The organism is Blautia sp. DFI.1.216 (assembly GCF_020594215.1).
Taxonomy (GTDB): Bacteria; Bacillota; Clostridia; order Lachnospirales; family Lachnospiraceae; genus Blautia_A; species Blautia_A wexlerae.
The window spans coordinates 89,836-115,682 of the sequence record NZ_JAJDML010000004.1 but is presented as its reverse complement, the minus strand read 5'-3'; the positions used below and the strand labels follow the sequence as shown (position 1 = coordinate 115,682).

The 25,847-nt window shown below is 38.2% G+C and carries 28 protein-coding genes; 9 read left to right on the top strand and 19 right to left on the bottom strand.

All coding sequences use genetic code 11. From position 1 onward, the window contains the following. Positions 1–32 precede the first annotated feature (32 nt). From LJE11_RS02915 to ligA, 4 genes are all read right to left on the bottom strand, one after another. Complete coding sequence (locus LJE11_RS02915) at positions 33–278, bottom strand: hypothetical protein (RefSeq protein ID WP_004223767.1); 246 nt, start codon at positions 276–278, stop codon at positions 33–35. A 3-nt stretch (positions 279–281) separates the two neighbouring features. Next, positions 282–968, bottom strand: coding sequence for a DUF3990 domain-containing protein (locus LJE11_RS02910; RefSeq protein ID WP_015526830.1), 687 nt, complete (start codon positions 966–968; stop codon positions 282–284). 118 nt (positions 969–1,086) lie between these two features. Continuing rightward, on the bottom strand, positions 1,087–1,503 hold the full coding sequence (locus LJE11_RS02905; RefSeq protein ID WP_004223763.1) for a hypothetical protein: 417 nt from the start codon (positions 1,501–1,503) through the stop codon (positions 1,087–1,089). A 10-nt stretch (positions 1,504–1,513) separates the two neighbouring features. Continuing rightward, the gene (gene ligA, locus LJE11_RS02900; protein ID WP_117843962.1) at positions 1,514–3,529 is read right to left on the bottom strand and encodes an NAD-dependent DNA ligase LigA; all 2,016 of its coding nucleotides are present in this window, start codon (positions 3,527–3,529) and stop codon (positions 1,514–1,516) included. A gap of 410 nt (positions 3,530–3,939) precedes the next feature. Between ligA and LJE11_RS02895 the strand changes: the two genes are divergently transcribed. The 3 genes from LJE11_RS02895 to LJE11_RS02885 are packed head-to-tail and all read left to right on the top strand — an operon-like array spanning position 3,940 to position 6,166. Then, the gene (locus LJE11_RS02895) at positions 3,940–5,208 is read left to right on the top strand and encodes a Y-family DNA polymerase (RefSeq protein WP_054337542.1); all 1,269 of its coding nucleotides are present in this window, start codon (positions 3,940–3,942) and stop codon (positions 5,206–5,208) included. A 19-nt stretch (positions 5,209–5,227) separates the two neighbouring features. Next, positions 5,228–5,536: a hypothetical protein gene (locus tag LJE11_RS02890; protein ID WP_054337543.1), complete on the top strand. Its 309-nt coding sequence runs from the start codon at positions 5,228–5,230 to the stop codon at positions 5,534–5,536. Between the two features lie 42 nt (positions 5,537–5,578). Further along, positions 5,579–6,166, top strand: coding sequence for an SOS response-associated peptidase (locus tag LJE11_RS02885; protein WP_054337544.1), 588 nt, complete (start codon positions 5,579–5,581; stop codon positions 6,164–6,166). 49 nt (positions 6,167–6,215) lie between these two features. On the opposite strand, the gene LJE11_RS02880 is transcribed toward LJE11_RS02885, so the two are convergent. The 10 genes from LJE11_RS02880 to LJE11_RS02835 all read right to left on the bottom strand — a co-directional run bounded on the left by LJE11_RS02880 (position 6,216) and on the right by LJE11_RS02835 (position 15,239). Next, on the bottom strand, positions 6,216–6,782 hold the full coding sequence (locus tag LJE11_RS02880; protein ID WP_227295519.1) for a hypothetical protein: 567 nt from the start codon (positions 6,780–6,782) through the stop codon (positions 6,216–6,218). Continuing rightward, entirely contained in the window at positions 6,773–7,015 is a 243-nt protein-coding gene (locus LJE11_RS02875; RefSeq protein WP_227295517.1) for a hypothetical protein, read from the bottom strand. Before LJE11_RS02875 ends, LJE11_RS02880 begins: the two co-directional genes overlap by 10 nt. Positions 7,016–7,070: 55 nt before the next feature. Then, positions 7,071–8,126, bottom strand: a complete 1,056-nt coding sequence (locus LJE11_RS02870; protein ID WP_117843965.1) for an SAM-dependent methyltransferase — start codon at positions 8,124–8,126, stop codon at positions 7,071–7,073. Between the two features lies 1 nt (position 8,127). Then, entirely contained in the window at positions 8,128–8,676 is a 549-nt protein-coding gene (locus LJE11_RS02865; RefSeq protein ID WP_055151554.1) for an AbrB/MazE/SpoVT family DNA-binding domain-containing protein, read from the bottom strand. A 62-nt stretch (positions 8,677–8,738) separates the two neighbouring features. Then, positions 8,739–9,476: a hypothetical protein gene (locus tag LJE11_RS02860; RefSeq protein WP_054337547.1), complete on the bottom strand. Its 738-nt coding sequence runs from the start codon at positions 9,474–9,476 to the stop codon at positions 8,739–8,741. Between the two features lie 17 nt (positions 9,477–9,493). After that, on the bottom strand, positions 9,494–11,623 hold the full coding sequence (locus LJE11_RS02855; RefSeq protein ID WP_054337548.1) for a vWA domain-containing protein: 2,130 nt from the start codon (positions 11,621–11,623) through the stop codon (positions 9,494–9,496). Beyond that, positions 11,620–11,997 (bottom strand): helix-turn-helix domain-containing protein, encoded by a 378-nt coding sequence (locus tag LJE11_RS02850; RefSeq protein ID WP_225084396.1) that lies wholly within the window; start codon positions 11,995–11,997, stop codon positions 11,620–11,622. The genes LJE11_RS02855 and LJE11_RS02850 overlap by 4 nt, the downstream gene beginning before the upstream one ends. Continuing rightward, entirely contained in the window at positions 11,885–13,702 is a 1,818-nt protein-coding gene (locus LJE11_RS02845; RefSeq protein WP_118064354.1) for an AAA family ATPase, read from the bottom strand. The genes LJE11_RS02850 and LJE11_RS02845 overlap by 113 nt, the downstream gene beginning before the upstream one ends. Before the next feature lie 13 nt (positions 13,703–13,715). Beyond that, entirely contained in the window at positions 13,716–14,501 is a 786-nt protein-coding gene (locus LJE11_RS02840) for a hypothetical protein (RefSeq protein WP_054337549.1), read from the bottom strand. A gap of 99 nt (positions 14,502–14,600) precedes the next feature. After that, positions 14,601–15,239 carry a single-stranded DNA-binding protein gene (locus LJE11_RS02835; RefSeq protein WP_054337550.1) on the bottom strand — a complete coding sequence of 213 codons (639 nt, stop codon included), beginning with the start codon at positions 15,237–15,239 and terminating at the stop codon, positions 14,601–14,603. Between the two features lie 390 nt (positions 15,240–15,629). Between LJE11_RS02835 and LJE11_RS02830 the strand changes: the two genes are divergently transcribed. After that, positions 15,630–15,869, top strand: coding sequence for a hypothetical protein (locus tag LJE11_RS02830; protein ID WP_054337551.1), 240 nt, complete (start codon positions 15,630–15,632; stop codon positions 15,867–15,869). Positions 15,870–16,243: 374 nt separating this feature from the next. Here the strand turns inward: LJE11_RS02830 and LJE11_RS02825 are convergent, their stop codons facing one another. Further along, positions 16,244–16,918 carry a response regulator transcription factor gene (locus LJE11_RS02825; RefSeq protein WP_025580528.1) on the bottom strand — a complete coding sequence of 225 codons (675 nt, stop codon included), beginning with the start codon at positions 16,916–16,918 and terminating at the stop codon, positions 16,244–16,246. A gap of 221 nt (positions 16,919–17,139) precedes the next feature. On the opposite strand from LJE11_RS02825, the gene LJE11_RS02820 reads away from it, so the two are divergent. The 5 genes from LJE11_RS02820 (at position 17,140) to LJE11_RS02800 (ending at position 22,912) form a co-directional block, all read left to right on the top strand. After that, positions 17,140–18,069, top strand: coding sequence for an ABC transporter ATP-binding protein (locus LJE11_RS02820; RefSeq protein ID WP_227295515.1), 930 nt, complete (start codon positions 17,140–17,142; stop codon positions 18,067–18,069). After that, positions 18,056–18,865, top strand: coding sequence for an ABC transporter permease subunit (locus LJE11_RS02815; RefSeq protein WP_054337552.1), 810 nt, complete (start codon positions 18,056–18,058; stop codon positions 18,863–18,865). Before LJE11_RS02820 ends, LJE11_RS02815 begins: the two co-directional genes overlap by 14 nt. A gap of 280 nt (positions 18,866–19,145) precedes the next feature. Beyond that, complete coding sequence (locus tag LJE11_RS02810; RefSeq protein ID WP_025580532.1) at positions 19,146–20,396, top strand: radical SAM/SPASM domain-containing protein; 1,251 nt, start codon at positions 19,146–19,148, stop codon at positions 20,394–20,396. A gap of 19 nt (positions 20,397–20,415) precedes the next feature. After that, complete coding sequence (locus LJE11_RS02805; RefSeq protein ID WP_117843968.1) at positions 20,416–22,017, top strand: ATP-binding cassette domain-containing protein; 1,602 nt, start codon at positions 20,416–20,418, stop codon at positions 22,015–22,017. 13 nt (positions 22,018–22,030) lie between these two features. Continuing rightward, a complete protein-coding gene (locus tag LJE11_RS02800) occupies positions 22,031–22,912 on the top strand; it encodes a sensor histidine kinase (protein WP_179976650.1) in 882 nt (293 codons plus the stop codon). A gap of 277 nt (positions 22,913–23,189) precedes the next feature. Here the strand turns inward: LJE11_RS02800 and LJE11_RS02795 are convergent, their stop codons facing one another. From LJE11_RS02795 to LJE11_RS02780, 4 genes are read right to left on the bottom strand one after another with little or no spacing between them, the layout of a single operon-like run. Continuing rightward, a complete protein-coding gene (locus LJE11_RS02795) occupies positions 23,190–23,630 on the bottom strand; it encodes a hypothetical protein (protein WP_227295513.1) in 441 nt (146 codons plus the stop codon). Positions 23,631–23,643: 13 nt separating this feature from the next. Next, positions 23,644–24,330, bottom strand: coding sequence for a cell division protein (locus LJE11_RS02790; protein WP_129975678.1), 687 nt, complete (start codon positions 24,328–24,330; stop codon positions 23,644–23,646). Positions 24,331–24,343: 13 nt separating this feature from the next. After that, positions 24,344–24,901 (bottom strand): sigma-70 family RNA polymerase sigma factor, encoded by a 558-nt coding sequence (locus LJE11_RS02785; protein ID WP_226824570.1) that lies wholly within the window; start codon positions 24,899–24,901, stop codon positions 24,344–24,346. 26 nt (positions 24,902–24,927) lie between these two features. Further along, complete coding sequence (locus LJE11_RS02780) at positions 24,928–25,338, bottom strand: zinc-finger-containing protein (protein WP_004223692.1); 411 nt, start codon at positions 25,336–25,338, stop codon at positions 24,928–24,930. Positions 25,339–25,847: the final 509 nt, after the last annotated feature.

Genomic DNA, 25,847 nt, shown 5'->3' with positions numbered 1-25,847 from the left:
GCAGTTCCTTCTTAAACATATTTTTTTGTTTGTTATTTGTTTATTTGTGCTTCTTCTTGTTCTTCGTAATAGCGGTCTGCAATATAGCCGGCAGATTCCGCCCAAAGAGTATTTTCTGTATTTTGTAGGGCCTTGTAAGTTTTTGAATGATAAAATTTGCCCATGGCATCCGGAAAGGAAAGATTACTCTTTTCCATAATAATATCGATAACATCCCGGATCTGAATATACAGATTCATTGAAATATCTTTTCCGTTAAAAAAATATTTACCTTCCATGTTTTACACATCCTTTCGAGATTCCAATACCAGATGTTCAAGAGCAAGTGGGGTGTGAAAGGAAACCTGATTATTAACCTTATTATACCGAAGCCTTGTAACCGCTTCATCCACGCTCAAGATACCGGACAAATAAAGTTGTACAGTTTCCATGGTATTATCATCCGCAACAGGCCCAATTACAACATCATAGTGATGCTGGATATCGCCGACAGTACGGTTGAGTTTGACAAACTCCAACCATTCCTTGTCCAAGGTGGCAAAATGTTTGATTTTTAGTTCCTCGGATTGCTGGAAGATATACCGATACACATATTTGCCGCCAGTATGAGTACGCAAGTACAGGCGGTTCGCCCATTCATTTGCCTGCTGTTCGAGAACTGTGCAATAAAATCCACGACCAAAATCACGACGGTTATGTGATTTGTTCAAATCGATTTTATCAAATGCAATATTGGAGCCATGGAAAAGAACAAGCGTGGGCGTATCTTCTTCTATAATATCTTCTACGTATTGAAAAGTATCATGAATATCTAATTGGTGCAACGTTTCGTGTTGTACCAGTATTTTTTCAAATACTTGATGTTTGTAGAAAATATTAAAGGCATCGTCTTCTGATATTTGGTGCTTTTTAGCATAATATTCCAGTGCTTCAATTGATAGCATCTCTATATCTGATTGAATACTCATATACGTTATCCCTCCATTTGCTTTCATTATATCAAAAAAGAAGGTGCTTTCCAACGGTAAAATAACTATAAATGTAAAGTTGCAAAAGATGTTTGAAATGGGGCGTCACCCCATTTCACTATCCCCAAACTTCGCCCATGATTTCCACAAGAAAATCATCTAATGGAAAATCGGGAGGAAGTAATTCACCAAACGTTTCTTGAATTTCTTGGATAACTTCCGTATAAGAAGAATACGCCTGTGAAAATAAGTGGGAAGAATTTTTAAGTTCAATGATATAAAATTCTTCTCCTGGATTTAAGTCCAGTTCTTCCTGATCTTTGATCCTCCATACCGTCATAGACTCAGCAGTGCCATAACGACAGCCATCAAGTTTCTCACAAAGATATTCCTGAAAGGCTAAGAGTGATTCTGGATCAGAGAACTCTTTGTATAAATCAGGAAAAACTTCCTCTGTATATCGAAGGATAAGATTAGCAGCCTCTTCTGTAATAAGAAATCCATAGATATGAAAAACGGATGTAATGATACTCATAGATTTCTCCTTACGCAATCATTTCAAGAAACTCATCTTCAGATAAAATCTTAATGCCGAGAGACTGGGCTTTTGCTAATTTACTGCCGGCTTTTTCCCCACAAATTAGATAATCTGTCTTTTTTGTGACAGAACTGCCGGCTTTTGCTCCAAGCTCTAAAATCTTCGAGTTGATTTCATCTCTTGTAAAATGAGCAAGTTTTCCTGTTGCAACGATAGTACATCCTGTAAATACATTTTCTTTCATCATAGTATTCATTTCCTTTCTTTCTTCAAATATAAGTTCTTTTTGGAGTTCGTGCCAGAGAATTAAATTGTTTTCATCAGAAAACCAGTCATGGATATTCTGATTCAGAGTATCACCAAAGTCATCTAACTGGGTGAAATCATAGTCATCAGAGGCAGCATCAAAAAATTCCTGTAGACTGCCGTGGAATACTGTATCCAAAATCCTGCTTTTGGTCCTTCCGACCATAGGAATATCCATGGAAACCAGGAACCGGACAAAGGTAGTATTCCGGCTGGAAGTAATGGAATTCCATAATCTTTCAAAGGATTTTTTACCGAAACCTTCCAACTGTAAGATTTCTTCCTGATGTTCATTTAGATGGTAAATATCCGGAAATGTCTGGAGATAACCCAAAGTCAGGAATTTTTCCAAGGTAGTTTCGGAGAGTCCCTCGATGTTCATTGCTTTTTTTCCAACGAAATGTGTAAAGCGTTTTCGGATCTGGCTATCACAGTTGGGATTGTCACAATGCACCGTTTCAATGAGACGCCCATCATTTCCTTTTCTTTGATAGATACGAGTCTGAGAACCACAGCATGGACATACAGGAGGAACTGCATCTACGTAATGACCACGTTCCAGATTTTCTTCAATATGAGGAATGATCATATTACGTTTTGATACAGAAATTCTACAACCTGGCACCAATTCTAATTCTTTGATAAAGGTCAGATTGTGAAGGGTTGCTCTGGAAACAGAGCATCCGTCAATTTCCACAGGGTCAAAAACTCCCACAGGTGCAATTTCTCCGAAACGGGTGGGTGTCCATTCTATATTGCGAAGAGTGGTTTCGTAAGTTTCGTCTTCAAACTTAAAAGCCAGTCCATCTTTATAATGATGTCCGGTACGCCCACAGTTTTTGGAATAGTCCAGACTGTCGAAAATCATTACAATTCCGTCAATAGGCAGATGTTTTTTGCCTGCCAGATCAGTCAGCCTTTCAATATACTGATTTACAAGTTCCGAGGTTAAGGGATGGTTTGCAGCAATATAAGGACAAGGCTGAAAACCATAGTCAAACAGGCTGGAAATTTTCATAGCTCTGCTGTCTGGAAAGAGAAATGGAGAGTCCAGACCTTCCAGAACATTAAAAGGCATAAAGTGCAGACAGCGTCCTGCACAATTTGCCGGATCAAGACTTCGCACAGAGCCAGAAGCCAGATTTCGCCCATTTTTGTAAGGTTCTCCTTTTCCATCTCGGAGGGTTTCTTTTAAACGCTCAAAGTCATGGGTTGGGATGAAGGATTCTCCAACAATCACCAGCCGGCCTTTATATGGAATTGAGAGAGGGACATCAACGTATGCAGGGATGTTATGGGTGATAAGTTCCCCAATTTCTCCGTCGCCACGCGTGGAAGCCTCTACAAGTGTTCCATTTTCGTAGACTAATTTAGTCGTTAATCCGTCCAACTTCAGCATAAACAGAACTGGCTGCTTACCGGCAAAACTTATCAAGTCCTGTACCTGCTTTGTCTTATCTAAAGAGAGCAAAGGGACCGGATGCTTTACTTTGGGAAGTTCACTGATGGGAGTATAGCCTACGGTTTGTGTCGGTGAATTGGATAAGACAAAGCCTGTCTGCTTTTCTAATTCCACTAATTCATCGAAGATTCGGTCATATTCCGCATCACTGATATTCGGACTGTTCTCATTATAATAAGCGTTACGCTGTAAATTCAGATGGTCCACCAGTTGTTTGATTTTTTCCACGTTTGATAATTCATTAGAGTGGTTCATTTTATTCTTGTCTCCTTTTCTATGGTATAGTTGTAATTCTTATTTGTTCCGGTTTTTCTTCCTCCTTTCTTTGCGTTCAGGCATAAAAAAAGAGAATGACACGGATGTTCATTCTCTAATGCGTGCAGTTTCCTGCAAAATAAAAAAGCCAGAAGTCCCTGCTGGTAGCGTGGTATACTTCTGACACTTTTACAAACCTAAACTGCGTGCGTATATCCTTTCCGGATGACACAAATAATAATTACATAGTAAGTGTAACACCATATGTAGTATATGTCAATATAAAAGCACTATATATTGTTTATTCTGAGAAGAAAATTACTATATATAGAGGAAGCATGGATATGGAAAATATTATCTCTTGATTTCAGAACGTATGTTCTATATAATGAGATATAAAGGAGGGGAACGTGAGTTTGGAAAAAGTGATTTTTCATATAGATGTAAATTCTGCCTTTTTGTCCTGGGAAGCGGTATATCGGCTGCATCATTTGGGATGGAAAGGCGATTTAAGAGAACAGGTGTCAGCGGTAGGTGGGGATATGGCGATGCGTCATGGAATCATTTTGGCAAAATCCATTCCAGCAAAGAAATATCGGATACAGACAGGTGAATCAATCTTGGAAGCAAAACAGAAATGTCCAAATCTTATCTTAGTGCCTCCGAATTATGGATTGTATGAGAGGTGTTCCAAAGCTTTTATGGGAATTTTGCAAGAGTATTCTCCCACAGTGGAACAATACTCGATAGATGAGGCGTTTGTAGATATGACTGGAACGGAATTGCTTTGGGGGACACCAGTGGAAGCGGCGGAGAAGATGCGGAGACAGATTAAGGAACGGCTTGGATTTACAGTGAATATCGGTATTTCAGAGAATAAACTGTTAGCTAAGATGGCAAGTGATTTTCAGAAGCCCGACAGAGTGCACACACTATGGAAGTCTGAGTTACAGAAAAAGATGTGGCCATTGCCGGTAAGCGACTTGTTTTTTGTAGGACGGGCAACAACAAAGACACTTTTCAAGTTGGGAATTCGGACCATAGGAGATTTGGCAAAGAGTGATCCGAGTTACTTAAAACAACATTTGAAGAAACATGGGGAAGTTGTCTGGGGGTTTGCAAATGGGATTGATGTGTCTGTAGTCCAGTCGGCCCCGCCTGCTAATAAGGGATACGGCAATTCTACAACGATTCCTTTTGATGTGACAGATGCATCTACAGCAAAATTGGTGCTGTTGGCTTTGGCAGAGACAGTAGGAAGCAGACTTCGTGGAGCAGGAGTCAGGGCAGAAGTGATTGCAGTAGGGATCAAGAATTATGATCTCAGTTATGCCAGTCACCAGATGACGCTTCAGAATGCAACCAATATTACGATAGAGATTCATCAGTGTGCTTGCCAGTTATTTGACCAGCTCTGGGATGGGACACCCATCCGGCATCTGGGAATCCATACCAGCCGCATCAAGGATCAGGTGAATATGAGACAACTAAATCTGTTTGATACGAATGATTATGAGAAACTGGAAAAAATGGATGAAACGATAGATCAGATCAGAAAACGGTATGGGAATGATTCGGTAATACGTGCGGCTTTTTTAGGTGGGTGTATTGATCACATGAGTGGTGGCATTTCACGGGAAAAACGTTCTGTGGACTATGAGAAATTAAAGACAGAATAGCGGGAAGGGGGAAGGAAAGGTGGCATTTGGAATCGGAATAAATACAGAGCATACAGAGCAGGAGCCTTTATCCGGAACCTATCATGAGGTGGCAGTCCAGTGCTGGTTCACAGCTACCGGAAAATCTCTGCCATTGATGCTGAAGGTAAAAGGGGAGGATGAAGAGATTATTCAAATCAATCATATCCAGGTTCTGACTGTAGAAAAGCAGTGGTATGCGGGAATTTTGAACTGGAAGTATAGATGTCAGGCGGTACTTTTGGGAAAACAAATCAATTTTGTGCTTCTCTTTTGTCCGGAGGATTGTGCATGGAAACTGGTTGTATAAGATACCAGGGATGAAGTAAAATAGGAAAAAGGAGGACAGAAAATGTGCGGAAGATATTATGTGGATGATGAAACTTCACGGGAAATTGAAAAGATTGTAAGGAAACTGGACCAGCGTTTAAAGATAGAGCATGGACAGGACATCCACCCGTCTGAATCTGCAGTCATTCTTACAAAGGAGTGTAAGGAAGTGGCTGCGAGGCAGATGCAGTGGGGCTTTCCGGGGTTCCAGGGAAAGGGACTGCTTATCAATGCAAGGGCAGAGGCGATACTGGACAAGAAGACCTTTCGGGACAGTGTGCTGCATCGAAGATGTGTGATTCCTGCCCATCACTTTTACGAATGGAGTAAAAACAAAGAAAAATATACTTTTCAAAGTCCAAAGCAGGATGCCACATTATTTATGGCAGGGTGTTATCAAATCTATAATGGTCAAAATCGTTTTGTAATTCTGACTACGCAGGCAAATGCTTCCGTAGCACCAGTGCATGAACGGATGCCATTGCTTTTGGAACGACAAGAACTGGAAGATTGGATTATGGAGGATGCAGCGGTAGAATTTATTCTTGCTAAGAAGCCCATACTGTTGAATCGGACAGCAGAATATGAACAACTGAAATTATTTTCATAAGAAGGGAAACCCATAAAAGTTTCCCTTCTTGACATAAAAATTTTTGAATTTAGAATCCATTGTTTATTTGTTCTGTTGCTGCAGGCATAGGAGGACTAGATTTTACATAGATTAATAGTTTCCCATGCAGATCCAAATTCTGTTTACTCCATTGCCCATTCTCATAAACCTTTTGGGTAATTGTATTGTAGATAATTGGCGTATCCTCTATACGTTCCATATCAACGACAAGGCAATCCTGAAGGGCAATATATGGATATAGAGCATCTTCAATATATGTCCTTAATTTTAATGCCTGCCTGTGCAGTAGTTCCACATCATACAGTTTTGATAAGGTATAGCTCATTTCTTTGAGCATCCCGGATGTTGTAATTGCCTGTTGGATAACAGAAATCTGCTCTTCCAGAGATACATCTGGATTTATCATAAGCTTTGATAATGTAATTTCTTTTACAAAAGCTGTTGCTGTATCACCAATTTGCTTTTTTAGGCTTTCATAAGGAATCCGATACTGTGTTTGTAAAATTTCAAGTGGAACGTATTCTCGGTTTTTCTTCAAAGTTGAAAGCAATTCACAAAGCCTGCTTCCCAATTCATATATGTTATTCAAGCACACATCACTTCCGATACGGTCTCTGGTGTATGAACCAAATGGTAAATGGTATTTTCTGTTTCGAAAACGATACTGTCATTTGATACTTCCAAAATCGTTAGGATAGGAGATGTCAGAATAGAGAAACCATTGACTCCAGAAATAATAGCACGTTCCCCAACCCGTAGCGAAGAATGAAACCATCCTGAGAGTGTCGTTATTTGTTTATTTTTCACATGGTGCTTTCGATTTGTCATAGTGTTCACACTCCTTTTGTAGCGTCATAGAAAATCTGTTTTTCATGGCTCGTTTTTATGTAACAGGGTAACTCAAACGAAAATATCCTTTCGATACAGGTATATATTCGTCTGGGTGTTCATATAAGGTGGCACGGATACGTTCCTGATAATGCGGATTCTTTTTCGCTTTTGGGTGTTCCTTTAATAAATCGTACAGGTCTTTTAAAGCCCCTCTTCCTCCAATACTCTCCATTGTCATCCGGATTAGATGATGCCAAGTCAGTGCAAGAATATCTGTATTTTGTACATAAAACACACCTTCTTGCCGGATGCTGAAGGGGATAATGAAAGAATCTGTTTTTTTCAGCAACAGAGCATATTCTGTCACAATGGGAATGAAAGGCTTTTTGTACGTCCGATTGTCAGAAACACAATTAAACTGGCCCTTTACCAGAAAGGATTCAAAATCACCCATCCGCATTAAATCATTCTGCATACTATAGAACTTACCATGGAGCCGCATATCGCCTACCAGTATGGCAAGCCTCCCACCTTTCCGAAGTGCCAGGAAAAATTTCCGGATACAGTGATTTAGTTTTTCAAGAAAATCCGAATAGTTTTCACAGCGGGATAGGTCGTCCGGGTGAGGGGTTCCCCAGATATTTCCGGAATACTGGATCATATTATGGTAGGGTGGATGGAAAAAGATGAGATCAGCGGAATCCTCTACTTCATCTTTTAGAGCATTCCAGTTACCTTTTCCATACGCAGGTGCCGGATTTAGATCATAGAGCAGGGAGCGTACCTGATAACGGTCAGCAGCCGCCTTTGAAGTCCCAGAGCCACTCATAGGATCTAAGAGGGTAAAGGTGCTGGTATCTTTTCCGTAATATCGCTTATCGTCCAAGCAATAGCGTAGAAGTGCTGCAACCACTTCGGGGGAGCAGTTACCACGCCACTGGCTGTTACCGCCTGCTCCACGTTCTGGGTATGCCATGAAAGAAGTCAGTTCCTTTCCTACACGTTTTCGCAATCCTTCCGTTCCAAGCATGTCAGCGACAGTACGCCATTGGGGACCAAATTCAGCTTCTAATAATTGTGCTGCCCGATGCAGCATTAAGTCATTCATTTTATGTCACCTTCCTTTCATAATTTTGTTGGATGTAGCGGGAAATCGCCGCCGCAGTCATTTTGGCACAGCCTAAATCCATTTCGCTGAAAGGCTGTTGGTTTTTTGCACATAGTAAAAGACCCAACGTTTCACCAAATTCGTCTTTTTTAGAAATAGGGAAAAAGACTGATATGGGATATTTTCCTGTCATAGTAGGGTATATGCGTTCCTTTTCAGAGAATAATTTCATCTTTCCCTGTTGCAGAAGCCTTTGAATACTTTCTGTTACAGGCATATTAAGTGCTGTATGATAATTCTTGGAAGCAATGATTTTGGAATCATTACATAACAGGATCCGGCAAGGGACATTACTATGTAAAATATCCAGAAAACTGTCTAACCGGATATCCATAGGGATATGGGAGTCGCATTTACGAAGACAGATGTTGCGTGTGTCAGCTTCCAGCATCAATACATCGCCTGTATGAAGCTGTAGGGCTTTTCTTACTTTGGCAGGAATAATGATCCGCCCTTGTTGGTCAATATTTAGTGTTGTGGCATAATCCATAGAAATCTCCTTTCCTTTATAAAAAGAAGCAGTCTTTTCGGCTGCTTCTTTGTTGAAATTCTTTAAGCGACATACATACCATTCAGATATTGTTCTTGTGGTTGTTCTTGCATATAGGAAGACATTTCATGCGGCTGTATATTTTGTGCCATTCGTGCGTCCTGTTGTTTTTTAAATTGTTGTTTGCCGTTTTGAATCAGGAAGGATGCAACGTAGTTTTCCCAATTTACGATATAGGAATCAGCACGTTTTAACAGCATATAAAAATCCATATCTGTCAATTGGATAAAAGCACTTTTTTCAGAGATAAAACTTTGAGCCTGCATATAAGTGCCGCCGTTATGATTCTTTTTCTTGATACCTTTTCCGTTATTAATTTGAATTCTCCATGGGCTGGTCAGTATTTCCTGCTGGTTGTTATATACGTGGCGGGAAATAAAAAACTGTTGTGCAGTAGAATAGCCATTGCCATCCGGCACACCAAATATTTTGCTTTGCGACCATTCAAATTCAGGAAAGCCAGCGGTAACTCTGGACAGCAGAAATTGAATTTGTTCGGGTGCCAGATGAAAACGGGTGATAATATTTTTATCACCGGTACCACTAGAGTAATCCTGTATGGAGATTCCAATAAGGGAGTGAACTTTATGACCATTTTCTTCAAATTCTCCTTTTGCATGAAGCTGTGCATAGCTGTTATAACTTGTGTAGCGGAGACGGTCATACAGTGCAATTAATTTTTTACTGGTCTGTACTTTGCATATCTGATCTGTAATTGAGTTTTGATAATTTTCACTCATGTATGTTTTCCTTCTTTCTATTTCAAATATTGTTTTACAAGCTGTGTCATATTTTTGGGCAAATCTTCTAATTTGGTAATATCTAAAAAACCATCCTGATAGATTCTGCGGATGTTTTCTTTGTCATCACCAATTGCTGCAGCAAAGATCACAATGCCACGTTTACGATATTCATTCTTGATACCACGAAGATCTGCTTCTGCTTCCGTACCACTGTACCCACAATCTGCGGGCTGTCCGTCAGAGATTATGATGAGGAGTTTTTGTGATTCCGGACGCTTTGCCAGGTGTTCCGCAACATAACGAAGTGCAGCTCCATCCCGGTTGCCATTACGGGCAGACATATCCATCAGCCGGTAACGGTCAGAGGCATCCAGAGAATCAAATTCAGCATAGGAATACAAAGCAACCCCCTTAGAATCTGTAGAATGCCCATAAATGGTAATAGGAATTCCCAGGCTCATACAGAAATCATACAGCACGATTGCAGTTTTCCGGGCATGGGTAATACGATCTCCCCAGCCCATAGAACCACTTTCATCAACCAAAAGTCCCACGGAAAGTTTTTGTTCTTCATCCGGAAGCCTGGTTCTGGTAAAGATACCGCCGTCCTTTCGGTGTAAAGCCCGCATATCCAGCCTTTTACCAAATAACAGGTTTTTTTGTTTCCCGCCTTCTGCCTCTTCTTTTAATAAAGGAAGAATGGAACTTTGCAGCCTTTTGGAGGTCCGCAAAAGAGGGGAAACAACTGTTTGATAAGATTTGATAAAAAAGTCGGAAACTGGATTGATGCGGTGGATTGTTACATGGATGCCTGCATGGGCATTTCCGTAATGTATTTCATCCGCCGATTTTTGCAAGTCTTCTGTTAATTCCTGTTCATAATCATTTTGGGCTTTTTCCGTAGCAACATCATTTAGGATGCGTGCAAGATCATTCGCTGCATTTTCATAACCGGAACCGGCATACTGTGATGCGTATGTGATTCCTGGATTATTTCCATCTAATACTGCTGTAGTTTTAGCAAGTTCAATTCTTCCTCCTTCTTCCTGCAGTACCTTTTCTGCCTGGTTGATTGCATCTTGCCTGTAATTTGGATCAAGACCAGATAAGTCACAGGTTATAGGAGTTTTTGATTTTACTGTAGGACCTGGAATGTTTTTAGGGATTCCTCCGTTTTTACCAGTTGGAAGAGGAGATCCGCTACCTGATTCTTTCCGCAGCAGATCCTCCAGAGCATCGCCAACTTGGGTACTATCCTGCTTTTTTAAAGACTCTCTGGTTAACTCTACCATAGGCTGAATATAGTTCCAGCAAAGTACTAAAAGATAGTTGGAAGCACGTAAGCGTTCTTTCCCCTGTGTGGCAATTAAAGCATCGTCAATATAATCCATGCAGTCTGAAAGGGTGTCTGTGTATTCTCCAGAATAATTCGTGCGGTTATTTATATTACCAGTCCGGCAATAAGACAAAATTAAATTGCTCATAATGGAAAACGGCTGATAGCCACAGTCAATTTGTTCCTGTATAGAAGGAATCAATTCAGACATCCGCAGATTATTGATCTGTATTCCCTGCTTAAAAGTTCCGGGATATTCTTCACACATCCGGGCTTCAATGTAGATGTCCTCCAGTATATTATTAAACTGTGCAGCACAGCGGGATAGCGTCAGACACGTTGCGTTATCTTTTTCTTCCATGGCATCTAAGATGTCCTGCAGATTTGCCTTGTATCCAGAAGGCAGATTGTCTGGTGCTTCTGGATAGAAGGAACCATTTTCCATATTGGTCAGATAAAGCTGTAGTGATGCAAAATCAGAGTAACGCAGATGTCCGATTTCATGTCCAGTTAGACCAGTCAGGCTTTGTGACCGCAGAAATCGGGAAGGAAAGCTTTGGGTTATCGAGTTTGCGGCGTTACAGTGAATTCTATAATTATCTGTATAAGCGATGTCTGCATTTTCAGAACTGTCCCATTCCATAAGCACCTGAAGTCCATAGCGAGAACGGCCAGTAGCCGCTTTCGCCAGAGATGTTTGGTATTTTTGGAAAGCCGATGAAAGAAAGAGTTCTTCATCAGTGATTTTTGACTCCGTATCCCGGATCATTCTTTTTAAAGCTTTTTGAGTGTTATTCAATTTTTTCACCTTTCTTTCTTTTTCATATTTTGGGTTAGGAGATCTTCCATTGTACAGCCGTAATACTGGGCTAACCGAAAGACGGCGTAAGCAGATGGAAGCGTATGCCCATTTTCATAGTTCATAATTGTTTTTTCCGGTAGATGCAGAAGTCTTGCTACGGCTTTCTGAGAGAGTTTCGTCTGCTTGGATTTTCTTAAATAAACGAGATTTTCTGCCAGAGTTTTGCGTAGTTCGGCTTCGGTATAAAAGGTGTTCCTCAATAGTGTGTTATGATGCAAGAACTGTATCCAAGCAAGAACCTTCAATTTCGATACGGCTTTCAGAATCGGCAGTGACGGAAGATAAAATGGTATAATGAGCAGCTTCCTGTATATCGCCACATACCATAAAAGACTGAACCCAGGCAATTAATTCCCGGACTCCACAGCAGCCATCTGTTATCAGGTTATCCTGACAATACTGTGCGATGGAACGTACAATCTGTGTCATGGTACGTACTGATTTTTTATCGGAACATCCGGTAATAGCAAGAACACGCTCTACCATGGTCTCTTCATCCGGTTCATCCATATCTATGACCATATTCATCCTTGAAATGACAGACTGGTTCATGGGACGACAGCCGGCATAGTCATGATTAGTTGTGACTACAATGGTAGTATCCGGATGCCGATGGATGACTTCCCCGTTTGGCAGAAATACGCTGTTACAACGGTCCAATAGGGAATTAAGTCCTACCAGTACACCAGGATTGGCAATCACCGTAGGCTCCTGTATTTCTACCAGATAGCCGTTTCGGATGGCTTCAACCAGTGGTGTATCCACATAGCGGAACTGTTGGCTGCTGGAGGTAGCAGCTTGTTTCTGCTTCATTTCCTCAGATATATGATGGATCAATTCTTCATAAACTGTATTTTCTGATACCTTTTCATCATAAGTACCCGTTAATTTTTCATAGGCAGTAGCCGGATCGAGGGTAATGTCTTGAAAAGAGGGCAGTTCCCCTACCAAAGAAAGCTGTTTTTCATCTACATCAGGTAAAATCTGTCCAAGAAGGTCAAAAATTTCTGTATTTGCCGAGCAGGTGATGCATCGGTAAGGCAGGTGAAGTCCTGCAGCAATGGCTTTGGCACCTTCGGTCTTTCCCGTTCCAGCAGGCCCACGGAGCATAAAATTCCTCATAGGCTGCTTGCTGTCAGTTGTTAATTTGGCATGTTCGCATATTCTTTGGATTTCTTTTGGGATTACATACCAATCTTCGAGAATAGGAACGGTTGATTCTTCTTGGGGAGTTAATGTCCGAGAATTGGACAGGATGTATTTATCGACAAAATCTTCTTTGGGAATTGAAACGGCGGAAGCAGTATAGTGATGTCCACCTTTTAATACCTGAAAGGTACCCTGGATAATTTCCGTTGGTGCATAAACACCTTTTTGGATATTCAGTGGTGTAAGTCTTTGGAGCACGCCATTTGCAGGAGTGTCAACTTTGATGTTCCCGATAGGAAGGGAATCACCATAACGGATCCTGCGGTACACGTTATCACAAAGAACCGCAGCCGTTTCTGCAGCTTTGGGCAGGTCAGGAAAACCGTCATCACGGTGTTGCTTTAATTCCTGATATTTTTCATTGAATTCGTCATCTGAAAGGAAAGTAGGCATTAAAGCAAAATAAAGAGCACTTCCGGAATCTTCATCTTTTTTAAACTGATATGGCTCTGGTTTACTGTCCAGATCCAAAGGTTTTTCATACTTTCCGGCTATAAATTTCCCAGTCATACGGTTGTAGACCACTACATGCAGCAACCCGGTACGGCTTGGATATTCTGCGATTGTAAAATTGTTTGCCTGGCTTCCAATGGCTCCGAGTTCTTCCTCTGCTTTTCCAGCAGGTGGATTTTCCAAATTCATATAAGAAAAAACTGCCTGCAAAGTAGCAGAATGGAGAGTAGCCCGTTTTTTAGGCTGATTACAGTATTTGGAAGCGATGTCTTTCATCACTGCACTTTTCCCGGAATAGCTGTCAAATGGAGATGGTAGCGTTCTTTCAAAAGTCCAGTTAGGGACAAAGTTTGTATTTGGCATAGTATTTCCTCCTTTATTCTTTTATCCAGGATAATTCTAGTGCCTGGTCCTTTTCTTTTGCGGTCAATTCATCTTTTTGGAAGATGGAAATGAGAATATCCCAATAGTTTCGTGGCGGGAAATAATCAAAACAATCCTTGATTTCCGCTGTATCACCATTTTGGATGTAAATTTGCCCGTTTTCATTAATATAGAGTTTATGGTGTCCTTTCGCATGGAGCTGTCCGATAAGGTTCTCCAGTTTTTTCTTGCCAATTAAGGAATACCAGGATTCCGGATCAGCAAAAGGAACATCGTCCTCATCGGTAACTGTGACAGTCTTTTTGAGGCTGGCAATGGTCAGCATTTGAAGTTCCAGATATCCGTATTGGTTCATACGTGCTTCCGCAAAGTTGTAGTCCTCCGTATGAAAGGTTCTCAGACGTATGGGATTTCCGCAAAGAAGCTGCTTCATGGATGGCGGCTTCTGGAATTCCCATGTTGCATTTGGAAATGCAGCCTGTAGTTTGTCGGTAATCTGATAGCTAATTTGTCTCCAAAGCAATTCTTCTGTTTCGGAAACTGGCTCAGATGATTTCAAAGAAGACCAAGGGCTTGTTTTGCCCTGGTTCTTGAGTAGGTTTAGAGTCAGTTTATAGATTTTAGGAAGAAGTGTGGAAAGAAATAGCATCAGGATGCCAAGGATTCCGATACTTGCGACTGCATTACGATTTCCATTTCCTGGTATGAATATAGTTGCAATTAACAAAATTATTGTGAGCATACTTAGAACTTTAAGAAATTTCTTTTGTGTATTCACTTCATTTCCTCCATGTTTGTTTCAATAGAAAAAGGAATTGCAGCAGACCAGTAGATACTGGAAAGTCGCAATTCCTTCATTTTAGGGATCTTTGATAATTTACGGGAATGGAAGCTGCTGTGGTGGTGTATTTTCCGGAATATTGGTAAATCCATCACCAGATACATTGCCAGCCGTAAATCCCTGTGGTGCATAAGCCGATCCCCCTGCCGGAGCATAAGACATCTGTTGTGCGGCCTGTGGCATCATATTGTTATTGACTGGCATTGCGCCAGTAGGCACGGTACCGGAAGGATTCATTCCCGGGTTTCCATTATAAGTAGCACCGTTTGCTGGTACTGGTGGAACATTCGGATTTCCGACCATTGGATTCCCCGGTACAGGTGTTGCTGCATTGGTATCATTACGATTCGCAGGTAAGAACTGCCAGTCCTTTACCATAATTTGCGGCGTGATAGCTGCTTGACCTGCATTATTGCCTTTCTGGTGAATATACGGATGGAGTTCTAAATCTCCGTAGACCATGAGACACGTTGATTTTTTGACACCGGCTTTTATCAGTCGATCTGCAAGAAACTTGTTGCAGTAACACTGATAGAAGATGGGTTCTTCCTTTCCGTTTTGACCTCTCTGGTTGGTAGCAAGCCCCAGACTGATGTATTCAGTTCCGGAGTTCTTTGCTTGTTGCATAACCGGATCGGCAGTTACCCTTCCTGTTACAATGATAATAGATGACATAAAAATTCTCCTTTCTGCCCTTTGGGCGATAAAATAGTGATAAATAAAAAAAGTGCCATTATAGCACCGTATAAAACGGCATTATAATGACACGATTTTCCAACTTAAACTGCATGTGTACTGGAGATAGTATCCAGACACCCTATAAAGGGATAACACAAAACTTAAATACAATATCATAGTAACACAAGATATAGCGAAGGTCAATGATAAAATACCATATATAGTATTTTGCGATTCGAAATAATAATTTTTGTGTCAAAATGCTTGGAAGTGTAGTATTTTATGAGGATAATCCCAAATAGATATAAAATTTTCATAAAACACTACTACCTTTTCAGAGTAGATAAAATGTGGTAGAATGAGGAAAAATTATTAGGAGGATGCATTATGGCAAGACGAAAAAAACTGGAAAACACATCTTTGGAAGAGCAACTGGAGTATGTGGAACAGGAGATTTGTACAAAAGAGTCCGATTTAAAGGAACTGCGTCATAAAGCAAAAGAGATTCAAAAAGAGATAGAAGAGAAGCAGAAAGATGAGCTGTTTAAGGCTTTGGTAGCATCTGGGAAAACCATTGATGAGGTTATGAGATTTATAAAGGCAACAGGAGAAGATAAAATCGAATAAAAAAAATGAAAGATGCCGTTGTGGGGGAGTGAATCTGCAACGGTGTTTTTTATGGTCAGCTGAAATACAAATGATTTTCATAGACCACAATCACCGTTACCTTGGAAAGGAATATGTAGTGGTTCGAAGTTGTGTCTTTGCATTTGTAATTCGTAGATTTAATATATACTGCGTGGAAGTTAAGCCATTGTAGTGTCTAAAACTACGGATAACTCAGATGGTGCTTGGACGTATGTGATAGTTAATGAAGTGTTTGTGCCTGAAAAAATTGTTGAGGGTATACCTAGTTGTTTGAAAGTATGAAAAAAGTGAATAGGGTAAAAAATACCGTTACAGATTAATCTTTGTAATGGTATTTTTTGCGTGAATTTATTCTAACGGTGTAATTTATAACCTATTCCCCATACAGTATCGATATAAGGGGCTTGGTTTCCTATATGCTCTAGTTTTTTTCTTAGTTTGCTTATATGGACATTGAGAGTATTATCATCTGAAATATAATCTTTTCCCCAAATAAGTTGATATAAAGATTCCTTTGTAAAAGTCTGTTTTGGATGTTTGATTAGTAGCTGTAAGAGGTTATATTCGGTAGTAGTCAGAGTAAGCTCTGTGTTATTTACAAGTACTTTGTGATCATCCACATTTATGCGAATATCTTTAAAGGAATATTCCGTTTGGGGACTTTCGCTGCAACGGCGCAAAACACTTTCTATTCGTGCGAGAACTTCTTCATGATAAAAAGGTTTAGTTATATAATCATCTGCACCGGATCGGAGAAGGTTTATACGAATCTCAGGCTGATTTTTGGCAGATATAACAATAACTGGAATAGAATTGTTGTGTTTTTTTAGGTGAAATAGTATTTTTTCACCAGGCAAATCGGGAAGCATCAAATCTAATAACATTAAATCATATTTTTTAGAGGAAAGAGCTTCAATTGCTTCTATCCCATTGTGATATGCTGAAACATTGTAATGGTTTCTTTTTAATAATTCTGTAAGAATAAAGCAAATTTCTTTATCATCTTCTACTAATAATATATCAATCATAATAAACTCCTTTGGTAATAGGTATGGTAAAAATACTAACATGATTTGTAATTTCATACAAGTTACTGTTTTAAATAATTTGAAGGTTTCATAGGCGAGTGGGAAAATATAAAGATAAATTTATAATTTTATGGAAATTTAAGAACTGATTTAAGAGAAATGTTAGAATTAGACATTATCATTATCATTATAGGATTTAAGAAACGAGGGAAGTGATTAGAATGAAAGAACCCGAAAAAATATTGGAAGCAAAAGATATTTGTAAAGCATACGGAAACAATATGGTACTTAATCAGGTAAATCTCACGATAAAAGCGGGCGAGATATATGGACTGGTTGGAGAAAATGGTGCAGGAAAAAGTAGCCTGATGAAAGTTATTACAGGACTAACAAAGCCGACTTCAGGTGAGATAAGTTTATTTGGTAAAAAAAATCTTGAAGATGAAAGAAATAAGATAGGATGTTTAATTGAAAATCCAGCTTTGTATATGGACATGACAGCACGCCAAAATTTGGAAATCCAGCGTACTCAACGAGGAATTCCAGGAAAAAGTAGTATTGATGAAGTTCTGGAAATAATGGATTTAAAGGACGCTGGAAATAAAAGAGTGAAGGCTTTTTCTTTAGGGATGAAACAGCGATTAGGAATTGCAATTGCATTGCTTGGTCGCCCACAGTTGCTAATTTTAGATGAACCAATAAATGGCTTAGATCCAACCAAAATTAAATATGTGCGAGAAGTCTTAAAGAATATGAATGAAGAAGATGGTACAACGATACTTATATCCAGTCATATTTTGCCAGAGTTACATCAACTTGCAACTGTATATGGATTTATACATCATGGAAAAATGTTACAACAGATTACAGATAAAGAATTAGATGAGAAATGTCGTCGTCATGTTCATATCGAAGTAGACAATGTGGAAAAGGCTAGTTGCATTTTAGATGAGAGGTATCCAGAAAGTCAAATAAAAGTTTATTTAAGAAATGTGATTAAGGTATTTGGTTATAATAAAAATATTTCTGATATAACAAAAGAATTAGTATATGGAGGAGTTGGTGTAGAAAAAATAGGATATGAAGGAGAAGACTTAGAAGAGTATTACACAAATCTATTATCGGAGGTGAAATCGAATGAGACAGCTTAAAGCAGAGTACTATAAAATGAAATATTCGCGAGCCTCGAAGTGGGTTTTAGTATTTATGGCATTTATTTTTTTTATACCGTTCGTTGTGGGAAATGATACATTGTTTATGACTTTTGGTGATTATAGAAATATAGATAGCATTGGTTGGATTTGCTACATAGACGACATGAATAATGTAAAAGCTGCAGAAATCGCAAGATTTGCATTATCAATTAATTTTTTTTCTTGGATTGGATTAATTGTCTATATTACGACAATGGTATCTGCAGAATTTCATCAAGGAACAATAAGAGCTTCTGTCGTATATGGGATAAATCGAACCAAATTATTTTTAAGTAAATTACTGGTGATAAATGTTCACTTTTTTATTCTCTATTATATTGTGGAAACTGCATTAGGCTTAGGATTAGCATGGAAGTATGGTTTTCATTATAAAGGTGAGGAATTTTTGATTTTTATCGGAATGGTTACCTTAAATATGATAGCTATGATTGGAATGGAAGCTGTGGCGGTTTTGATTACGGTTTTAGTAAAGAATACAGGAATTGTGGCAGCTTTATCATGTGTATATTTCTTTGCAGGTGCGATTACTTATCCTATGGTATATGAGAATTTTCAAAATCAATCAGTGCTTCTTAAAGCATTTTGTGTTATGAACCCGACCACTTATATGTATAATATTTGTGGATATCGGATGACAAATGGGATTGTTGTTGGAACTATTATGTATGGTATGGGTGCGTGCCTGGTGGGGATAGTTTTAATGCATTTTGCATTGAAACGTCAAGAACTTTAATTTGTGTTTCAAGTAGCTCTTACTACTTTGAAATAAATAAATATTTTACAGGAGGATATTGCAATGAAGTGGATTAACAAAGCATCAGAGGACAAAAGTACAAGAATCTGCTGGGTTTACAATGATAAAGGTTGTGGATCTAAAAAGGCTACATGTGTAATTCGTTACTAAAGATATTTGTAGTCAGTAAAGGAAAATGTGCTCAGCAATATGCTGGGCACATTTTCATTATTGCAAAGAACACTGTGAAAACAAGAGATTAAGAAAAGAGGATATAATAATGAAATTATCAAGATACAATATAGAGAAAAAAGAAGATAAAAGTTGTTTGATTTACAATACGGTCACATCTGCAATACTGGAATTAGATACTGATTATGAAAAATCATATTATGAAATGAAAGAAGGGAAAAAATGTTCAAAGCCTGATTTAGAGTCAGCATTATTAGAGGGTGGTATGCTAGTTGAAGATGATAAAGATGAATTTGCAGAATTGCTTATAAGAAATAAAATAGAAAGGTTTGCGGATTCAAATCTTACATTAACTATTGCCCCAACTATGGCATGTAATTTTTGTTGTCCCTATTGCTATGAAAAAGGGAGAGAATATATTACTATGTCTGAGACTGTTCAGGATCAATTAACATCGCAGCTCAAAGAAAAATATCAGCATATACATGAATTAACGGTATCTTGGTATGGAGGGGAGCCATTATTGGCAATTGAAACTATTGAAAAATTAACCAAAAAGATAAAGTCTGTTTTGCCACTTGGTTGCAAATATAATGCGGATATGGTCACAAATGGTTATAAATTGACTAGAAGAGTAGCTGAAAAATTAAAAGACATGGACATCCACTATATTCAAGTTACTTTAGATGGTTCAAAACAAGCCCATGATAGTAGAAGGATTCTCCATAATCATCAGCCTACCTTCGAACATATATTGGACAATATAAGAGAATGTGCGGATATTTTGAATATTTCGATAAGAATTAATGTTGACAAGACAAATATAAACGAAGCAACAGAAATATTTGATTGGCTAGAAAGATATGGTTTAAAAGGTAGAGTTGGTTATTATTTAGCACCAGTAGATGATATTAATGGAGTATGTAATAATCATATATGTATGGAACGACCACAGTACGCAAAAGAAGAGATTGCGTTTTATAAAGAAGGGATTAAGAGAGGCTTTATGTACCAAGGTGTTAAGCCGAGCAATTATGGTGTATGTGGAGCAATTAGCTTAAATTCATTTGTGATAGGTCCAGATGGAGCGTTGTATAAATGTTGGAATGATATTGGATATAGTGAACGAAGTATCGGTAATTTGGAAAAAGGAATCAAACTTACAAATAAATTTGTAGAATGGCTTTCCTATGATGTCGTAAAGGATCAAGAATGTAAAGATTGTTCATTTTTTCCAGTATGTTATGGTGGGTGTGCTGCTTATAAAAATAAGATTTGTTCTTCAGTAAAATGGAATGCAGAAGAGATGTTGGAGCTGATGAAAGAAATGGCTCAATGAAATAGCAGGGAGAATTGGAATGATAAAATTTTGCAGTAAATATGTTTTTCAATATAAAATAGAATATGGGATATATTTTTTGTTGGGTATTATACTGTGCGGGTTAAATACATTTATACCGGCTGCTATGGGACAATTTATTAATATGTTTAATGTGGAAACAACATATTCAGCAATGTTAAAATTCATATTTTTATTACTGTTATTGTATGTTGGTAAGGAAATTGTCTGCTATGTCAATAAAATACTTTATATAAGGATACAGACTAATGCAGCATTTTCATTAAATTTCGAAATTGTAAATCATTTAAAAAAAGTTTCGCCACTCGTAATTGGCAGAACTGATTTATCGTACTTATCTCAAAGGATAAACAATGATGCGAATGATGTACTTATTTTTTTCATCAGCTCCTTGACTGAATTGATATTTTCAGTTTTTTCAGCGGGTATAATCTTATTTATGATTTGGAAAATGGATTCGATTGCTTTTATAGTTACAATGTTTTTATTAGCACTTTATTTTTTTATATATATTGGCTTCAAAAAGCGTATTTATAATTGCAGTTATGGAATGAAAGAGGAGAAATCCAATTTCTTCTCCAGACTGCAGGAACAATTAGAAAAAATAGAGTTTATAAAAATACATAGTATGGGTTCATTTTTTTCAAATAGGTTAGTAGCATCATATCAAAAATTATATCGATCTATATTTAAACAACAAGCGACTATCCAGGCATTTGCAAATCTTGAAGGGATTGTAGGGGCAATATCTGTATGCATTTTACTTTGGATTGGAGGAAAAAAGATACTTACTGGAGATATGCAAATAGGATATTTCTATATGATTTCAGTATATTTTAATATGATTTTGGAATATGGAAAAGAAATAGTGGCATACGGTCAAGAATACCAAGAGGCTTATGTATCCTTTGAACGTATAAAATCTATTTTAGAAATTAAGGAGCAGTCTAAGGGGTGTATAAGACTTAATGAAATCAAACAAATTAGAATTCAGGATTTGAATTTTGCATATGACCAGAAAGAAACCATAAAAAGTTTTTCTACAAACTTAAAAAAGGGGAAAGTTTATGGATTGAAAGGAGAAAACGGATGTGGGAAAAGTACACTTATTAAAATTTTAATGGGTATGTATGTAGATGAATATCAAGGGAATATAATATGGAACGATACAGAAATGAGAAATTTAGATATGGATTATATAAGAGAACATGTAATCAGTGTAACAGAACAGGAGCCGACTTTAATAGCAGATACAATATATAATAATATTGCTTTATATCGAAAGCTTGATGTAAAATGTATACAGAGAGCCGTTGATTGCTTTGGTGATAGTATTTTGAAAAGAGATAATTGGGATTTGCAAATTAATGAAAAGTCAAGTAATATTTCCGGTGGAGAAAAGCAAAAAATTGCAATTATTCGCCAAGTAGTGCAAGACGGTCAGGTAATGATTTTTGATGAGCCTACCTCAGCTATGGATGAGAGTGGAAAAAAACAATTTTTACAGTTGATCGATCAAATTAAAAATCATAAAATAATTATTATTGTTTCACATGATAATGCAATCTTGAATACATGTGATGAGATTCTAATATTATAAGGAGATATGAAGTTTGCTAGTTGTCTTTTTAATAACAGGAGTGTTTATATTATTAGGCATATTATACATTTTTCATCTGAAGAGGGAAATTAGAAGAATTATAGAATGGATAGAACATAATGAGCATATCTACTCGGTCAATGTATTTGATAAAGATATTGAGAACCTTGCACTTAGTATCAACAAGCGAATTAAAGAAGATGAACGAAAAGAACATCAGCTAAAAAAACAGGATAAAAATTTTAAAAAGATGGTAGCAAATTTATCACACGATTTACGTACTCCATTAACTGTTATTATTGGTTACTTGCAGTTAATTAGATTAGAAAAAAATGTGAATGAACCTGTTAATAGCTATATAGAACATATTGAAAAAAAGGCGGATTATTTAAAAAAATTAGTAGACGATTTATATTTATTGTTTTGGAGTGAAGCAATAGAGAGCGAAGTTGATATGAAATCAGTCAATATTACAGAGGTAGTCACTTCTTTGTTAAAGGAATATATTCAAAATTCAAAACGTGCCTCAGAACAATTAGATATTAGACTGCCACATGGAAACATTTGGATACTTGCTCAAGAGAAAATATTAATTAGAATTTTATGTAATTTAATAGATAATGCTTTAAAGTATAGTACTGGTGATATAATGTTTTACATGTGGGGAGAATCCGAGTATTGTCATATACAAATAAGCAATCCTTCTGATTATATTAGTGATGAAGAATTAAAATCTATATTTGATTTGTTTTACACAAAAGATGAAGCAAGGACAAAAAGCAGTGGTATCGGATTGTATGCTACTAGAAAGCTAGTAATACAAATAAGTGGTGATATTCAAGTGAATTATGAAGCGGGAATTTTCACTGTCAGTATAAAGTTGCCCTTAATATGAAAAAATTGGTCACAGTAGAAAAATAAAAGATATGGTTACTGCATTTTGAAACCCTGAAAGTGAAAGCACTGTCCATTTTTTGAAGAGTCTTCTGGAATACAATAGATTATTATTCCCTGCGATTGCTGTTATGCTGTCATCCTTGAGACAGAATACGTGGTAGTTCGGAGTGGTTTTTGTCATTTCACTGGGACGGCAGAAGGAAAACTTATAAAGCATAATAGAAGTGGGTATGTGAAAGTGGCATATCCACTTCTATTGTATTTAGAGAAGAAATCTAAGAGTTCTTCGGGGAAACATCTTCATTTAGGGATAATTCCTCATACGCAAGTAAATCCGGAGTAACCTTTTCTTCACCCGAAAGGTTTGCTACATTCCGGAAATATAGGCGATAATAATGTCCAGATAAAAGGCGGATATTTTTATCGAATGTAAAGTGATATTCTTTCTGGTCAGTGGATCGGAAAATAATTTTCTGTTTCTTGGTAAGTGGGCTGACTTCACGTTTTGTACAGGTTCCAGTTAATTCGGTATAGTCATGCATCTTGATGGTATGTAGCAGACTCACAATTCGTATGGCAGTTCCAACACCGATGCAAAGACTCATAAGGAGAAATATCTGGTCGTCTGTTGTAAATCCGTAAATACATCCAAATAGGACACAGAAAAAGCCGATTGCCCCATGGACAATCAGCTTATTAAGAAATGGTTTTGGCATAATTTGCTCCTTTCTATAGTTTTTCAAATGCAATCTGTTTATTGAGGTACAAATTACTGATGGCTTCCAGTACAGGATAACCGGCATGGGTGAATTGGATATCCTGTGCCAGGGTACGGAATGTTGCATCCGAGGTTTCATAGAGCTGCGTCAAAAGTTGCTCTGTATTTTGTGGATGGATGCCCTGTTCTACACAGGTTACAAGCTCTGCCGTAGAAATCTGTACTTTTTTTGCTATTTGGAGTACCGTGTCCTCTATAGCAGTCCGTGTCGGCTTTTTTAGATAATGGATTAGTTCTTTCGTGTGCAGTTTTTTCTTCATGCAGAGATAGATACAGGTAAAAAGCCGCACCGAAAAACTGTCCTGCAATGGGCTGATATAAAGTTCTCCTAAGAGGCGGTACAGGGCATCCACACCAGTTAAACCATCCCCTTTTACAATTAGTCCCCGGAGCTGCAGGCGATTCAGGTAAGGTTCAATGGGGATATTTTCTGAACGGTGATGTTTTTTCAAGCGTTCAGAAAAAGCAGACTGCAATTCATGGATCTGTCGGATTTGAAATGCAAGGCTACTCCACAGAAAGAATTCTTCTTCTGTCAGTCCGTATTCCTGCCGGTTATTGATAACAGTCGGTGTTTTATGTTCCTTTATGGAATCCTGGAATCGTAGGATTCCGACTGCAGTATAAAGTGTCAGCATAATCGTTCTCCCTTCAAGATAAAAGAGTATATAATTTGGTATCCTGCTGTAAGTATTTCCGGGCTTTGCTTTGCCATGCCCGGACATGATTCATTGGGACACCATAATGTTTGGAAATTTCTTGGTTGGTATATCCTTTTTGCTGCAGGAGCAGGGCATGTATTCCTTTTCTTAGTGTATTGCAGCTTCTCGCTTCTAAGGACTGCAGGTGCTTATAAATGGGTTCCTGGTTCATACATTGTTCCTGCCATAGTTCGGTTTTTTGGTCTACAAGCAGGGGTTCCATGTCAAATTCGGAAGATGCATACATGGAACAGGTGTATTTTCGTTCTTTTTGCAGTTTTCTCCAATAACTGTAAATGGCATTTCGTATGGCAACTCTGGCGTAAACTGCAAAGGGACGGGTGTTGTCATAGTTCATGGCGGCTTTGCATAAAGCTAAGTTTCCGGCTTGCAGAAGGTCTTGCTGCTCATCGTATGAGACATAAGCACAACGAGTAGTCAATTTTTTTACCATTTCAGGTACCAAATATAAGTACTCCTCTGTCAATCGGCGTTCATCATCTGTCATCGGGATGATCATACATATCCCCCCTTTCAACCAATGGCCCTGAGAGGGATATGGTTATTCTCCAGAATCTTCATGGATTCCAGAATTAGTTGATCACACATATAAGTGCTAAATTCTCCGATGTGTGCTTCCTTGGCAGTCAGACAGAATTTATCAGCAATCCAGCGGTAAGCCTCCGATTTCGTAAAGATGTGGTTTAGCCATATCTGGTCAAACACCCGGTGTGCTTGGATCCTTTTTTGCCGAAGCTCTTTGTTTGCCAGTTTTCCTTTGGCATTGGTAGTGCCAGGATGAACTCCTACATAAGAATTACACTGTGGGAAGTGACTGCACACATAGAGTTTTCCATCTTTCGCTTTATTTCCATATACATAGGACGCATCCCTTAAAATTGCGATGCTGCCGCAGTATGGGCAGCGGATTTGTTTCTGTTTCATAAAGATTCACCTCGCTTACGTGTTTTATACGTATATTGTAAGAAAGCAGGTGATGAATTCCCATAGGATGGGCATAGAAACTACTCCCAGATTCGGACTAAATGGCACAAAATGGCAGAAAATCTAAGAATAGAACAGTGCCTTGATAAGCGGAAAGAAACCGCTGTCTGCAAAACGTGAGTAATTTACTGGTGTAAAGATGAACCCTGCACAGAAAATCCGGATGACATAAACAGAAATCAGAGCTATACATAGCCGATACAGATTTCTGGTGCGTCTGCTCCAGGGCTTTCTCGGACGAAACTTCAGGTACAGGATTAAAAGTGCAGGAATAAAAATTAAGTTCGTAAATATTGTATCGATTCCTTGAATCATAGCAGTGAAATTCAACATAAAATCGCCTCCTTTCTTATCCTGTACGCAGAAAGTACCAAAAGTGCAACCTTTTACCAGTAATAATGGGATGCTTCCTGATGCCGCAGTAAAGCAAAACAAGGACATGGCTTATC

Bases quoted from the DNA above. Each gene is read 5' to 3' on its own strand.
- LJE11_RS02915 (WP_004223767.1), bottom strand. From the start codon at position 278: ATGGAAGGTAAATATTTTTTTAACGGAAAAGATATTTCAATGAATCTG.
- LJE11_RS02910 (WP_015526830.1), bottom strand. From the start codon at position 968: ATGAGTATTCAATCAGATATAGAGATGCTATCAATTGAAGCACTGGAA.
- LJE11_RS02905 (WP_004223763.1), bottom strand. From the start codon at position 1,503: ATGAGTATCATTACATCCGTTTTTCATATCTATGGATTTCTTATTACA.
- ligA (WP_117843962.1), bottom strand. From the start codon at position 3,529: ATGAACCACTCTAATGAATTATCAAACGTGGAAAAAATCAAACAACTG.
- LJE11_RS02885 (WP_054337544.1), top strand. From the start codon at position 5,579: ATGTGCGGAAGATATTATGTGGATGATGAAACTTCACGGGAAATTGAA.
- LJE11_RS02875 (WP_227295517.1), bottom strand. From the start codon at position 7,015: ATGACAAATCGAAAGCACCATGTGAAAAATAAACAAATAACGACACTC.
- LJE11_RS02870 (WP_117843965.1), bottom strand. From the start codon at position 8,126: ATGAATGACTTAATGCTGCATCGGGCAGCACAATTATTAGAAGCTGAA.
- LJE11_RS02865 (WP_055151554.1), bottom strand. From the start codon at position 8,676: ATGGATTATGCCACAACACTAAATATTGACCAACAAGGGCGGATCATT.
- LJE11_RS02860 (WP_054337547.1), bottom strand. From the start codon at position 9,476: ATGAGTGAAAATTATCAAAACTCAATTACAGATCAGATATGCAAAGTA.
- LJE11_RS02845 (WP_118064354.1), bottom strand. From the start codon at position 13,702: ATGCCAAATACAAACTTTGTCCCTAACTGGACTTTTGAAAGAACGCTA.
- LJE11_RS02835 (WP_054337550.1), bottom strand. From the start codon at position 15,239: ATGTCATCTATTATCATTGTAACAGGAAGGGTAACTGCCGATCCGGTT.
- LJE11_RS02830 (WP_054337551.1), top strand. From the start codon at position 15,630: ATGGCAAGACGAAAAAAACTGGAAAACACATCTTTGGAAGAGCAACTG.
- LJE11_RS02825 (WP_025580528.1), bottom strand. From the start codon at position 16,918: ATGATTGATATATTATTAGTAGAAGATGATAAAGAAATTTGCTTTATT.
- LJE11_RS02820 (WP_227295515.1), top strand. From the start codon at position 17,140: ATGAAAGAACCCGAAAAAATATTGGAAGCAAAAGATATTTGTAAAGCA.
- LJE11_RS02815 (WP_054337552.1), top strand. From the start codon at position 18,056: ATGAGACAGCTTAAAGCAGAGTACTATAAAATGAAATATTCGCGAGCC.
- LJE11_RS02810 (WP_025580532.1), top strand. From the start codon at position 19,146: ATGAAATTATCAAGATACAATATAGAGAAAAAAGAAGATAAAAGTTGT.
- LJE11_RS02805 (WP_117843968.1), top strand. From the start codon at position 20,416: ATGATAAAATTTTGCAGTAAATATGTTTTTCAATATAAAATAGAATAT.
- LJE11_RS02795 (WP_227295513.1), bottom strand. From the start codon at position 23,630: ATGCCAAAACCATTTCTTAATAAGCTGATTGTCCATGGGGCAATCGGC.
- LJE11_RS02790 (WP_129975678.1), bottom strand. From the start codon at position 24,330: ATGCTGACACTTTATACTGCAGTCGGAATCCTACGATTCCAGGATTCC.
- LJE11_RS02785 (WP_226824570.1), bottom strand. From the start codon at position 24,901: ATGACAGATGATGAACGCCGATTGACAGAGGAGTACTTATATTTGGTA.
- LJE11_RS02780 (WP_004223692.1), bottom strand. From the start codon at position 25,338: ATGAAACAGAAACAAATCCGCTGCCCATACTGCGGCAGCATCGCAATT.